The sequence below is a fragment of the Aliarcobacter lanthieri genome (assembly GCF_013201625.1).
Classification (GTDB): Bacteria; Campylobacterota; Campylobacteria; order Campylobacterales; family Arcobacteraceae; genus Aliarcobacter; species Aliarcobacter lanthieri.
The window spans coordinates 270,070-284,458 of sequence record NZ_CP053839.1 but is presented as its reverse complement, the minus strand read 5'-3'; the positions used below and the strand labels follow the sequence as shown (position 1 = coordinate 284,458).

Sequence of the window (14,389 nt, the reverse complement as noted above, 5' to 3'; positions counted from 1 at the left end):
AATCTTATGATAAATCATATTGACTTTAAAATTAAAGAACTAGAACAAATGAGTCAATACCCAAAGAATTTATATTATATAGGGAACCTTGAACTATTAAAAAAGAAGAAAATAGGAGTTATTGGAAGCCGTCATCCATCACAATATTCTATAAATGTGACTCAAAGGATTGTAAACTTATTATCCGAAGCTAATAATATAATTGTAAGTGGAGGAGCAATAGGGATAGATACAATTGCACATAAATCAGCAGGTTATTCAAATACTATTATGATTTGTCATTTACAATAATAAACTTAAATATACAACAATAAATTTAAATATACTAGTGTAATCAAAATATAAAAAAGAAAAATATCATATGGAAGTCATTCATAATGAAACAAAAACTTTTAATATAATCTCTAAATATAAACAAAAACTATACCAAATAAAAAATATCTTATTAGAAAATGAAATTTATAAAATTAAAGATCTTGATAAAGATGAATGGGCATATGTTTTTATTTATAGCAATTGTAGATTAATTATACCTTGCAAATTTATTATTAAACACTTTTATTTAAAAAATAAAACTCTAGAAAAAGCTCTACTTAGTGGAAATATAAATCACCTTTTTTATAATTCTTCATTTGAGTCATCTAATATGGTAATAGATAATGTGAGACAATGTTCTAGTATTTCTGCATTATTTGTAGCAAGAATACTTTTTGACAAGCGTATTGAGAACATATTCTATTATCATTTTTTTCAACTTTCTACTACAAAGAGTCAAAACTTAAATAAAATTAGGAGTTTCTTCCCTACATTTGGTAATATAGAAATTGATGGAAGTTTCACAAAAATTATTGATAAATTAAAAAAAGACACTTATGTTCTTGAATCATTTTCACCTTATACAAACTTAAAAGGACCATTCGATGATGTAATATATTTTGACTATATAAAAAATCAAAAAATCAAAAAGGAATTCTCAGCTTTAATTGATATTAATATAGATCCTAATAGAATTTATTATAAATCAGATGAAACCTATTTCTTATATAAATCATATTTTAATACTATATATCTATCATTAAATACTTATTTAACTAATTTGGGGTGTAAAATTACATATTTAAGTTCAATTAAATATCTACATGAATATGTTGATAATTTTAATAATTATGATAAATCAACTATTTATAACTATTGTTTTTACTATTTAGCATTTAATTTTAAATTTAAAAATTATTTACTTATTTTTTTTGATAAAAATGAATTAAATCATATTTGGTTATTTGAGAACTTTCATAAAGATATTTTTAATATTGATAAATTTTTAAAAAATATTTTTAATTATATTTACATGTCAATAGAAAAAATAAATATTAATTTATTTTGTAAAAAGTATCGTTTAAATTTTCAATTAATAAATAAATACGAGGCTTTTCCAAAAATTAATACTAAAAAATATGAAAATCTAAATATAAAAGAAATTATAGAAATAGCACTTTTTAATTTAGTTGCATATTACAACAAACAATTTGATAATAAATATCTAAAAATAAATCAACGAAAACGAACAACTAGAAATATGCGTAGAATGATGAAACTTAATAATGAACCAGTTAGGTATTTTATATAAACTATCATTTACATTAAAATCTTTACATTGTCTCTTAGTTACTAATTTCTTAAAAAAAGTATGATTAACCTATATGGAATGCCCCATATCACACTAAAAAATATCTTATTTTAATTATCTTTAAATCTTCTGAACCCTTATAATTCTTCAATATTAAAATACTGTTCTAAAATATTTCTTTTATCACTACTTACTGCAGGAATAGAAATAAATAAATTATTTTTTGCTCTACTAATTGCAACATAATTAATTCTATGTTCTTCATCATCACTTAAATTGGGGTTGAGAAGAAACTCTAAATCATTCTCTTCCCTTAACACTAATAATACATTATCAAATTCATCACCTTTTGACTTATGTATAGTCTTATGCAAACTTTTATCTTCAGGAATAGATACACATAGGCTTAATTCTTCAAAAGTGTGTGTTTCATAGAAACTTTTAGCTGTTCCTTCCCTAAAATTTGATAAATCATTAACTAAATTATCTCTTACAAATTGCGTAAAACATATAAGATTTAAATCTTTATATACTTCATAATGTTTTAAGAGAAATGAAATATAACATAAAGATTTTCTCTTACCTTTTTCTTTATCTTTAAAGCTAAAAAATTTTTCTAGTTCTTTAATAGCATCTCCAAATTTTTTTTCTCTTGCATATGATACAGTTTTAATACAAGAAGAGATTAGTTTACTTCTATATTTATTGCTCGAAGAAGGTTTATCAATTATTATAATCTCTTCTAATAGCTTATTATTTAGGCACGAACCATTTATTTCAGCTTTCATAGCATTTGAAGTAATATTATTTCTTGAAAGTGTATGAACTAGCTCTCCTGAACATATTTCTTTTGCTTTCTGCAAAGCATTAACCATATTTCCAATAAATATTGTAGGTTTCTCATTAGAAATATTTCTTACTTTAATTTGAGAAATATCACATCTAACCATATTTAATACATCTATAATTTCATTACAGCTTCTATGATTCTCTAAAAGACAATACTCTTTTATATTTCTTAAATCAAATAGTCTAAATTGACTGGGATCAGCACCTTGAAACTTATAAATAGACTGAGAAATATCTCCTATAATACCTATTGTTGATTCTTCATTTCCTAATATTTTGAATATCTTAACCTGAATAGGGTTGCTATCCTGAAATTCATCAATAAAAATATAGGGAAATTTTGAAACTAAAAGTTTTCCTAAAAAAGGCTTACTTTTCAAAATCTCATAACTAAAAAAAAGAACATCATCGTGATGAAGTAAACCTTTTTCCCAAGTCATTTTTTTATATTCTATATAAGAATCGTTTTTAATTATATATCCATCTGCTCTAAAAGGATAATCTGTTTTTACTTTTAACTCACCATTATCAAATTTCCATTTAAGATTTTTAAATGCTTGAATTACTGCATTATCATCTCTGATTCTTCGCTGGCCTGTTCTTATTTTCCATTCATTCATAAAGCTGTAATTAGATAACACAATGTCATCATGCCCATTCATTTCTTTTACATTGAAGTTGTATTCCTGTGCAATTGTCGATAAATAAGGTTTAACAATATTTTTATATAAAAAACTATGAATTGTTTGAACCTCTACTCTATCTATTGATGTTCCTAACCTTTTTAGAATAGTTTCTGTTGCGGTATTTGTATAAGTGATACAAGCTATTTTTTTCGTTTTATATAGTTTCTCTGAATTATGAAGTACATTTTTTATATGATTTGTTAACCAGTATGTTTTCCCTGCTCCTGGACCAGCAAGTATTTTAAAATGACTTTCTATATCAGGAATAATATCACTAGAATTTATTGTTATTACTGACATAATTTATCTATCGCTTCTTTAATATAACTTGGTACAATGAAATCTTTGTACTCAGCTGTTCCTTTTTTATTTAAATTCTCTTGCAAAACATATGAAAGTTCAAGTGCATTTTCACCTTTTCCAACAGAGTTTAGATATCTTGAAGCAATTATGGACTTTTTCTTTTCTTCTTCATTTAATGTACTACAATTAAGACCATCTTTAATTCTTTGGTTCTCAGCACTTGTACTTAATCTACTTAGTAAATCTTGATATGTTTTGCCACTTTCATTATATAAGTCCATTAAATCTTCTAATTCTTCTTTATTACTAATTGAGTCCGTTAGTAAAATTTTTAATGTTGGATTTGCAAGTAAAAGTTCATATTCAAATGTTTTTCCATATTCAATAGGTTGACTAAAAAAAGTAATATTAGGATGTTCGTCTTCAAGATATTTACCAGCATGTACATTTGTTCTATATTCATAATTAGCTAAATCAATATTATATTCAAAGGGATAACACTTTTTAAATTTTCCATTAGGCTTCTCTTTTCTTTCAGGATCTCTATCTGTTAAACAAACTATTTTTTTGTTGATGGTAAAAGGTTTTGTTGAATCAAATAAATATAAGAAATGATCAAAAAATCTGCCTCCTACATTGATTATAGCAACATGGTTATCTTCTAATGATTTATCTAGATAATTTGCAAAAATTGACATTAAAAGTTGTTCTGCAATACCTTCCACAAATAAAACCTTTTGTGCAAAAAGCATATCTGACTTTGTTGAATCAAGAAACCTTTGTATGTACTTTTTACTTTTTTCCTCTCTGTCTGAAAATACTTTTTTTGGATAAGCAATTTTACTTATGCCATTTTCATTATGTAAACAAATTATTTCATCTAAAGAAACAGCAGAAGTAATATGTGTTGAATGTGTTGAAACAAATACTTGACGAACTTTTTTTTCTTTTCTATTCTCATTTAGAAACTTTAAAAATTTATATTGCATAGCAGGATGAAGATGTGCTTCAGGTTCTTCAATTACTAATGTAGTAAAAACTTTTGCATTATTATCTAGATAGTTTACATCTGCATTCACTTGCATTTTAGCAAGAAGTAAAGACATAAATATTAGATTATTGTAACCCAATCCATTGTGTGTTGCAGGTATCTTAATACCTGATTCATATTCTACAATTAATTTTAATACAGAATACATTTCTGTTTCTGAAAAAGTACCCTCAAAGTTAGGGTTTGCTTTATTAAAAGAAGCTCCAGTATTTTTTGCATAAGATAGAATTTCTTCTTTCCCTGATGCAATTCTAGCAGTAAGCTCTTGTATTAGGATATCAGCCTTCTCTGAAAATTCCATTTGTCTATCTTTTATTTCGGAAAACTTTGTTTCAGGTGATTTTGTTTCATCTATTTTTATTTCATAGTCCATAAAAAAATCAAAAACTTCTCTTAATAGTGTATTTCTTCCTGTTAACATATCCCTTTCTACATCTCTAATTGCATCTAGAAATTGGAAATCTATTTTTTTTAATGATTCAGAATCTGCTTGAGCTTGATTTATCAAATCTCCACCCCAGATTTTATATGTATAGAATCTTAAAAAATCATTTTTTACAATTTTCCATGTTTTTTCAGTTCTATCATCTCCTTCAGGTAATGAAGTTATTGTACTTATATATTCTTCATGTTTTTTTTCAGGTAAAAAAAACTCATATGTTAACATCGATTCATATGAAGCATCAAGCTTTGTTAACCAATTTGAAATTGTGGGAAGGTCATCTGGGGTTTCATCTTTCCCCTTACTAATTGATACAGAAATGGTTATCTTTGGTGGATTATCTTTTAAATCATTAAAAGTCAATGATTTATTAAAATCATCTATATCAAGTCGTTTAATTCTTTCACCATCTAATACTAAAGATAATGCTTTAATTAAGTTTGATTTCCCTGCATTATTTTGTCCAATAATGACATTAATTCCATCATTGAATAATATTTCTTCACTTTTGAAATTCCTAAAATTAGTTATTTTAACTTTTGATATATACATAATAGACCTACTTATAAATTATGTTGTATTATATTATAATATAATTAAGTAGAGCAATTATTTTAAATTCATAAAAAGAATAAGTATGGGAACAGAAATATCTTTAAACATAGGTGAATTATCAGTTAGTTGGAGTAAAAATTCAATGGGCATAGACCATGGTGTAATTTTCCAAGAAGAAAACAGAATACCTGTAAAATCAGATTATATTAATTACGACTACGATAAAGAACAAAATCAAAATCTAACTTCTATAGAAATGGCATTTTCTATAGAACTAAAAACTATTGTCCCTAGATTAGAACTTTTAGGGTTTACTTTAAAATCTATAAAAAAAGAATATAATGACTTAGTAAAAAATTGGAAAGAAGAATACCAGTTTCTTGAAGAAGAAGGTCGAAAATTAAATGTTATGAGCTTTGATGAATTTTGTTTATTTATTAAGAAGTATCCAATTAAAAATTTAGATAATACATATACATCTTATGATTATAATGATATAAAAAAAATTAGAAAAAGATTTGAATATATCCCAACTATAAAATGTTTACCATATGAAGATTTTATTGAAAAAGATGCATATTCAGAGTTAAATTACTTTGAGGGTCTAATTTCTTTTCTTCATCCTTATTCTCTTCTACGTATACTTGCTGAATGTTCTTCAAACTTATCTGAAAAAGTTATATGGCAATATGGTCCTTTAGTAGAAGCAGGATGGGCAAAAGAAGAAGATTTTAAGGCAAATGTAAAACGTGAACATCGTTTTTTAATTGCTACAGAAGGAAGTTCAGATGTACATATTCTAAAACATGCTTTTTCAATATTAAAACCAGAAATAGAAGATTTTTTTTACTTTATTGACGTAACAGAAAGACACCCTTTTTCGGGTACTGGAAGTTTAGTAAAATTTGCAGAAGGACTTATAAAAATTGATACTCTAAATAACATATTATTTGTATTTGATAATGATGCAGAAGGTATTGAAGCATTTAATAAAGTTAATTCTTTAAATATACCTTCAAATATGCAAGTTATTGTATTACCTGACTTAGAAGAGTTTAATAATTTTCAAACTCAAGGTCCAGAAGGATTATTTTCCGCAAATATTAATGGTCGTGCTGCAGCAATTGAATGTTATCTTGATTTAAATGTCAAAAACTATCCTTCTCCAAAAATAATTTGGACTAATTATAAAGAAAAAATAAAAACATATCATGGTGTTCTAGAGTATAAAGAATCTTATCAAAAAGAATTTTTTAAACAAACAAGAAAAACAATTCTTAATGGATCTTATTCTGTTGATAAGTTACAATCAGTGATTAATTGTATTATAAAAAATTGTGTTAGTATAGCTGAGAGAAAATAATTTTATCACAGTTAAAATTTTATAGGAATAAAAATGCCATCAAGATATACAATTACTGCAAAATAATATAGATCAATTAAAGAAATTATGGGAGAAATTAAATTGTAATGACGATAAACAATTTAAGAAATACTTAGAGGTAGTTCCAGTCAATTTCTAGAAAGAAATGGAAAAGAATATCAAATTTTAAAATTAGAATAAAAAAATAGTTTAGAAAATTATTGTAAAACTTCCCAATACTTAATATAATCTTAATAGTGTTCGCAATTAGCTTAAATCTAACAATGATTATTTTTAGATACTTAAAGATGAATTTTTAACAAAATTATAGATTTAAACTTAAATTAAATATTATTTTAACTCGTTAAGATACGCTATTCTTTAATAATTAACGACACATAGTGTATTATTTATATCTTTAAATATTAAAAGACTCTTAACACATTTTATTAATAGTCAAATGTTAAAATTTTTCAAGTAGTATTCAGATTAATAATTTATTTTCTAAAAAATATAACATAAAAGAAGAAAAGTAAAAAACATTCTGATATATATCAGAAAAAGCAGTACTCAAGGAATCATCATCGATAAAACGAGAGAGGCAATCCCTATTCAGAGTGAACATAGAGCTTATTAGTCTAATAATATGAAAAAGTTCCTTATTAAAAGATAAAGTTTTGAACTTATATAAATAAAAAGTTTGACATTGTTTAATATCTATTTAAGAATAAATATAACTTTTAGATTAAAATCTTTATATAGTTTCTTACTAAAATATTCTAATTAAATTAAATATATTATTTTAATTAGTAAAGAATACTCTATTCCCTTATATTCATTATAAGATAATACCTAAACCAATTTTAGGAGAAAATATGAAAATAGACAAGTTACTACAAGATTTTTTATTTCATTGCAAATTTGAGAAAAATCTAAATCCAAAAACAATTGTTGCTTATACTATGGATATAGAGCAATTTAAAACATTTAAAGATATTCAATCTATGTGTATTAATGAAGTTGATAAAGATATATTGAAAGAATATATTCAGCATTTATATACTTTAGAACTAAAACCAAAATCAATTAAAAGAAAATTAGCCACATTAAAAGCTTTTTTTACCCATCTTGAATTTGAAGAAATTATTACTATAAGCCCATTTAGAAAAATGAGAATTTCAATAAAAGAGCATAAAATACTACCAAAAATAATTGAAATTCAAAATATAAGAAAGCTTTTTAAATATGTTTATAAAATAAAATCAGACTTTAACAAGATAGAAAAATATTCATATAAAGCACTGACAAGAGATATTGCCATATTGGAACTATTATTTGCAACAGGACTTAGAGTATCAGAAGTAAGTAATATCAAATATCACGATATTAATTTAAGTACTGGAAACATAAAAGTTTTAGGTAAAGGTGGGAAAGAAAGAACTATTCAAATTTGTGATCAAGAAGTTAAAATAGCCTTAAAAGAATACTTATCACTATTTAAAGATGAGATACTTAAAAAAGAGTGGTTTTTTATCAATAGATTAAGTAATAAATTTACAGAATATTCTATTGCAAATATGATAAAAAAATATCAAACAAAAGCAAATATACAACAACATTTAACTCCACATATGTTTCGACACAGTTTTGCAACTATGCTTCTTGAAGAAGGCGTTGACATTAGATATATTCAAGGAATGCTAGGTCATGCATCAATTTCTACAACTCAAATTTATACTCAAGTAAATATGAAGCAACAAAGAAAACTTTTATCAACAAAACATCCAAGAAGAAACTTTCAGTTTCTCTCTTAACAGAAAATATCCTATTAAAATAAATATATAATAATAGGATATTATATTGCAAAAGAAATGGAATAATTTATCAGGACAACCACTAAGTTCATCGGATTGGTTATATGAGCATCATATTGCAAAATTGCCAGAAAGAACTAATTTTATTAAAAATCTTTTCTCTAATTTTAAACCAAATAGAATTGTTGATATTGGTTGTGGTACGGGTTTATGGTTAGAATTAATAAATAACACAATTGATTTTGATTGTGAACTTATTGGTATTGATTCAGATAAACTTGCACTTGAAGAAGCCCAAAAAAGATCTGCTAAATGGAATAAAAAAGTCACTTATATTGAAAGTGATTTTATGAATATTCAAGATTTACCAGAAGCTGATTTATACTTGGCATTTAATGTTTTTTCATATATGAGATCCCCTTCATGTTTTATAGATGGTATAAAAGATAAATTATCTCAAAATGGCAAATTAGTTATAAGACAATATGATGGTGCGGCAATCAGATTTGGTCCTATGAGTCATGAATTAAGAATAAATATTGAAAATGTACTTTTTAATTCTGTAAATTATAGTCAATCTTTTAAACATTATGATTTAGATAGGGTTTTTGAAGGGATTGAAAATTCAACTTTTGAGCATAAAGAAATAAATTTTGAACTTTTTAAAAGAAATTCTCCATATCCTCAAGATTTTTATAAATACTATAGCAATACTATTAAATGGACTATAAATTATCTAAATGAGAATATGTCAAAAGAGTTAAAGCATTGGTATAATAAGCATTTAATTGAAAATAACTCATCATATTTTTATGAAGTTGATTTAATTTCTATTCTTTCTCGCTAGTTGTATCGTAGTCAGGAGAAGCACTTTCCCACAAATTGTTAAAATGAATATAAAACATTTCTATTATCTTATCGTCTCGTGATAATAGCACAATAGGGTCTTGTCCTAATCCTCTAAAATCCCAATTAAATAAGACCTCTTTTTTACCATCTTTATATTCTAAAATTATGAAATTTATTTGAGGTTCTGAATGAGATATTAATCTATATTTATATTTATCACTTTTTTTAGTTAAGTTAAAAGTATTTCTAAATCTTTGTAATGCATGTTTATCTCCAATTTCCTTACACAATAAAGGTTTAGCAATATATCTAGCTATTTCTTTTTGAAATTTATTATACTCTTCCATTGAATAAAATTTTTCATTTGATCGTTCAATTTCTTGAATCGTGTTAAATGAAGTATTTTTTATTTCACCAAGGGTAGAAATTCTAGTGTTGATATATTCCATAGCTTTTTCAGGTGAACCAATTCTTATTACATGCAAATAATTCTTTACGGCATCATAAACTCTATCAGACAAATCAGAAGATTTCTTAGCTTCTTTACTTACAATTCTTCCATGCTCTATAAACAAAATAATAATAGAAAACAAAAAGGCAGGTATAGCTGTTGCAACTTGCTTTGGTCCATATCCCAAAGGATCGAGCCAATACGTAAATAAAAACACTACGATAGCTATCACTGGACCAAAAGAATAGTCAAACCATTTAGAGTAATCAGTTTTTTTCATAAACTATAATATCCTATTATCCATTATTAATTAATTTATTCGATTATGCCTAAATTTACTTTAAACTTAAAATTTCTTTCTAATACATGATAATAAAGAATTATATAGAGTACTTTTCTAAAATATTTTCTAAATTCTTTTTTATTTGTATCAATTTATGATACTCTGAATATATTTTATTTTGAATTGCTAAATCAATCTCACCATTATCATCAACTGGAATATAAACTTCTATATTAGCCATTTGTTCTTCATATAACATACCTTGAGCATCTTTTGCTATTACCTGATTATAAAGTATTGGTTGTATTTGTTGTCTTACCCATTCCAAATTCAATTCAAACTTTGGAATTAAAACTCCACAATGGTCATTGGGATAAAACTCATAATCTCTATAAAATATAGTTCCACATTTAGCCCCATCTTTAGTCCAGGTTAAACATTCCTTACTAACATAAACTTTTTTTGAATTTTTTTCTATGCTTGTAAGCCATTTTCTATCTCCATACCAAGCTATACCTTCATTCTTTGTTTGAGAAGTTACAGCTGGAAAATCACCAGAATTATTGTATATATCATTTTGTGTAATTCTACGACCAGATGTAATATCAAATAGTTCTTTCATTAAAAAGATTTTACTTTTTGAAATAATTTTTTTACTAATTTGATTATTAAGTTTTTTTAGAATACTAATTAATAAATTAAGTTTATTTATTCTTATATCAAATTCTTTAACTAGTTTGTTTTGTAAATTTATATTAATAATATTAACTTCAATATTATCAACTTGTTCTTTCATTAATTTAGAATTTCCACCTTTAGAAGTAACATATTTTTTAGATTCTAAATTAAGATATAAAGCCAACCATTGAGGAGAAATAATTCTTTGATATTTCTTCTTTATTATAATTTTTCCACATACATTAGTGAAAAGAAAAGGCTCATGTCTTAAAATAAAATTACCAGCATTACCATCCGTAGTCCATGTTATTTCACCTGCTTCTCCTTTTGCATTAGAGTCATTGTAAAATGACATATTTACAGTTCCAATCAATCCTTGGTTTTTTGTATTCGATGAATACACAGGAATTCCATTTTTATTATAATTATAATAAATATTTTCTTCTGAAATAACCTCTCCTCTAACTGTATAAGCTATTTCACTTAGTAAAGCTTTCATACTATTCTCCAAATAACTTTTTAATCTCTAAAATTAATTCTTTATTTTCTTTCTCAAAGTCTTCAAGAATTAAAGATTGTGTTTTAGCTTCTCTAAAATATTTTTCTGGAGTACATATCAATGTTTTTCTAATTATAGGATTTAATTTATCGATAAAACTACTCCTAAAAGAATCATATTCTAAACCATAATTTTCAATTTGTTCAATGTAAGATTCTTTTATTTCTTTTTCTTCTAAATCAATAATGTCTTCTATCGAGTTTAATAAATAAATTTTTTGAAAAATTTTTTTAATTTTAGTAGATTGTTGAACTGAAGTTAATGGTTTAAAATTCTCTTCAATTTTTAGCCAGTATTTAGGATTCTTATTGTTAAAGTTATAATTTATTCCAGCAATTTCTAAAATCTGTGCATAACATTTCTTTAAAGTATACTTTCCCTCTTTATTTATTGTTAGATCTTTTGGGTGCTTGATTTTTAGATTTTTACTAGGTATATTGTTATTTACAATTTCAACTATATCTTTAACAGTTAAAGCTTTTGGTTCAATAGTTTTCGTATTATCTCTAAAAATTCCTTTTTTACTATCAAATATTAGTTCATGATCTTTTTGTAGAATTTCAAATATTTTTTCTTTTGCTCTAATTTCTTCATCATTTAAAGTATCAATATTTTCAATAATCTTTTCTATATTAATTTTCTCTTCAACTTCTCTATTCAGTCTTCTTAAAACTTCTTCTACAGATACAGTTTGATAAGTAATAAATTCATCTTTTAAGATTTCTTTTAATGAGATATACCCATACTTTAATCCTTCAATTTTTTCCTCCCATTCGTTGTAAAATTCTTCACCTTTTAATTGAGTTTTTCTTTTATATCTTTCAATTATTAAAGAATCATTTGTACTTCCGTCGATTCCTCTCCACTGACTAAACTCGTCATGTAAATATTTACCATTTTCATCCATTCTATCTGTTCTAAATCTTTTATCAGAATTTGCGAAACCGTCATTATCTACAATATAACTCCAAATATCAGGGTCATTTTCTATTTGATTAATATCTTTCAAGGGAATCAATCTTTTTTCAAAGAATATTGCATATGTTTTCTCATGTGTGTATGGTGCGAAAGCATGTTTAGGAAGACTTACTATCTTTTCAATTTTACAGTATTTTAACAACCAAACTCTTAATGGTGATAACGTTGTAGCTTCTAATATCCCATCAGGGATAATAGCCATAGCTCTTCCTTTTGGTAATAACATATCAACTATTTTTACAAGAAAATTGACTTCTAACCTTTGATTATTTATTACAGGCTTTATTACAGTTTCAGTTCCTTCTTGAAAAGAATAATTTACAGTATATGTTCCTTTCCCATAAGGTGGATTTGTAATTATATAATTAAATTTATTGTTATTTATATTTTTATCCTGTAAAGTATCTGCCTTTCTAATTTCTGAAAATCCATCTCCAGATAAATACATATTGATCTTTGTTCTCGTAACATTTGCCGTATATATATCGTATCCATAGAAAGAGCTTGAAGCTAATTTTGATAAATCTATAGTTTTATAGTTTTTATGCTTTTGAGCTTCATCTTTAATATATTTAAAAAATTCTGTTAGGAAACCACCTGTACCACAAGCAGGATCGCAAATATTTTTAGGAGATTTTGGCTTAGATACTACTTGTTTATTTTCTACTCCTTCATATAATTCTCCAATAAAATCATAAGCATTTATTTCCATTAGTTCTATTAAAGTTTTAATAATATGTCGTCTTGTAAAAAATTGTCCAAAAGATTTCCTAAAATCTTTTTCTCCTAATGATTCATATACTTCACCAAATAGATCAATTTTTGAGTCGTGCAAATCATGCAATTTAGTTATTTCAGTATAAATTTTTCTTAGACTTAATAAATGATAGTCCGTTTGAAATGTTTCAAGTGTTCTTTTAAAATTGAAAGTTTCTGTATTTTCACTATCTTTTATTATAAATAGATCTGTATAGTCTTCGGAAATATCCTTTGTTAACATTTTTTCAAATATTTTATCAATGGTAGATGTTAAATTATCTCTTAAGTCTTCATCATCTTCTGAATTATTATCTTTCGGATTATTTTTGTTATTTAGGCTATTCCAATTTTTAAGACCTCTAATACCCTGGTCTTTATATTTTTCTAGTATTGATTTCAAACCAATAAAAGCAATTGTAAAGTCAATAGTTTTTTGATTATCATTTTGGAGATCAGTAGTCCGATAAATATTTTTTAAACTGTATATTATATCTCTAATATTTATATCTTCTTTAATATTCTCAACTATAAATCCATGAATATCTTTTTGAGAATATATTATATTTAAAATATATTTTCCAGGAAATGCTTTTAACTCTTGACCATTAATATAAAATGGAACCCATCTATTAGATGTATGGTCTAATACTCTCAAAAGTATATCTATTCCTGTAAATCCAATAACTATCCTTATGTCTTCACCTTTTGAATTTAAGCCATCTGCATAAATAATTGCTTCACTTAACGCAAGTTCTACTGATTCTTTGGGTTCTTTATCTTCTATAATTATTTTTAACTTATCATTTATAAATATTCCACAATCAATTTCACCTGTTCCGCTTGCTAGTTTAGTCTTACTTGGAATTTTAATTTCACTATTTCTAAGTTTAGTTACTGCAAGTTCTGCTTCTTTCGAAGTATAAGATAATTTATTTTTTAGAATTGAATGAACATAAGAATCAACATTTTTCTCATTTATATTAATATCTTCTATATAACTTACAAAATAATCAGTTAAATATTTGATTGATTCCTGTTCTGTTATAACTGCTAATTTATTTATTATTTTCATTTAATTGTATATCCCATAATTCTTTATTATTTAATATTGAAGTATACCATAATCATTTTATCAAATGTAG

At 24.8% G+C, this 14,389-nt stretch carries 10 protein-coding genes; 5 read left to right on the top strand and 5 right to left on the bottom strand.

Annotated elements, in window-relative coordinates:
* The first annotated feature begins 6 nt into the window (after nucleotides 1-6).
* A complete protein-coding gene (locus ALANTH_RS01435; protein WP_026807268.1) occupies nucleotides 7-291 on the top strand; it encodes a DNA-processing protein DprA in 285 nt (94 codons plus the stop codon).
* A 70-nt stretch (nucleotides 292-361) separates the two neighbouring features.
* A complete protein-coding gene (locus ALANTH_RS01430; protein WP_026807267.1) occupies nucleotides 362-1,627 on the top strand; it encodes a hypothetical protein in 1,266 nt (421 codons plus the stop codon).
* 137 nt (nucleotides 1,628-1,764) lie between these two features.
* On the opposite strand, the gene ALANTH_RS01425 is transcribed toward ALANTH_RS01430, so the two are convergent.
* Complete coding sequence (locus ALANTH_RS01425) at nucleotides 1,765-3,462, bottom strand: UvrD-helicase domain-containing protein (protein WP_026807266.1); 1,698 nt, start codon at nucleotides 3,460-3,462, stop codon at nucleotides 1,765-1,767.
* The gene (locus tag ALANTH_RS01420) at nucleotides 3,453-5,510 is read right to left on the bottom strand and encodes an ATP-dependent nuclease (RefSeq protein ID WP_026807265.1); all 2,058 of its coding nucleotides are present in this window, start codon (nucleotides 5,508-5,510) and stop codon (nucleotides 3,453-3,455) included. Before ALANTH_RS01420 ends, ALANTH_RS01425 begins: the two co-directional genes overlap by 10 nt.
* Before the next feature lie 85 nt (nucleotides 5,511-5,595).
* Here ALANTH_RS01420 and ALANTH_RS01415 point away from each other — a divergent pair, with 85 nt between their 5' ends.
* The 3 genes from ALANTH_RS01415 (at nucleotide 5,596) to ALANTH_RS01405 (ending at nucleotide 9,537) form a co-directional block, all read left to right on the top strand.
* Complete coding sequence (locus tag ALANTH_RS01415; protein ID WP_026807264.1) at nucleotides 5,596-6,876, top strand: HEPN/Toprim-associated domain-containing protein; 1,281 nt, start codon at nucleotides 5,596-5,598, stop codon at nucleotides 6,874-6,876.
* Nucleotides 6,877-7,751: 875 nt separating this feature from the next.
* Entirely contained in the window at nucleotides 7,752-8,690 is a 939-nt protein-coding gene (locus ALANTH_RS01410; protein WP_026807263.1) for a tyrosine-type recombinase/integrase, read from the top strand.
* Between the two features lie 46 nt (nucleotides 8,691-8,736).
* Nucleotides 8,737-9,537 carry a class I SAM-dependent methyltransferase gene (locus tag ALANTH_RS01405; RefSeq protein WP_026807262.1) on the top strand — a complete coding sequence of 267 codons (801 nt, stop codon included), beginning with the start codon at nucleotides 8,737-8,739 and terminating at the stop codon, nucleotides 9,535-9,537.
* Here ALANTH_RS01405 and ALANTH_RS01400 read toward each other — a convergent pair.
* The 3 genes from ALANTH_RS01400 to ALANTH_RS01390 all read right to left on the bottom strand — a co-directional run bounded on the left by ALANTH_RS01400 (nucleotide 9,521) and on the right by ALANTH_RS01390 (nucleotide 14,319).
* Nucleotides 9,521-10,270 carry a hypothetical protein gene (locus ALANTH_RS01400; RefSeq protein WP_026807261.1) on the bottom strand — a complete coding sequence of 250 codons (750 nt, stop codon included), beginning with the start codon at nucleotides 10,268-10,270 and terminating at the stop codon, nucleotides 9,521-9,523. The two genes, ALANTH_RS01405 and ALANTH_RS01400, sit on opposite strands and share 17 nt — an antisense overlap.
* Before the next feature lie 100 nt (nucleotides 10,271-10,370).
* Nucleotides 10,371-11,450 (bottom strand): restriction endonuclease subunit S, encoded by a 1,080-nt coding sequence (locus ALANTH_RS01395; protein ID WP_026807259.1) that lies wholly within the window; start codon nucleotides 11,448-11,450, stop codon nucleotides 10,371-10,373.
* Nucleotide 11,451: 1 nt separating this feature from the next.
* Nucleotides 11,452-14,319, bottom strand: coding sequence for an HsdM family class I SAM-dependent methyltransferase (locus ALANTH_RS01390; RefSeq protein ID WP_026807260.1), 2,868 nt, complete (start codon nucleotides 14,317-14,319; stop codon nucleotides 11,452-11,454).
* Nucleotides 14,320-14,389: the final 70 nt, after the last annotated feature.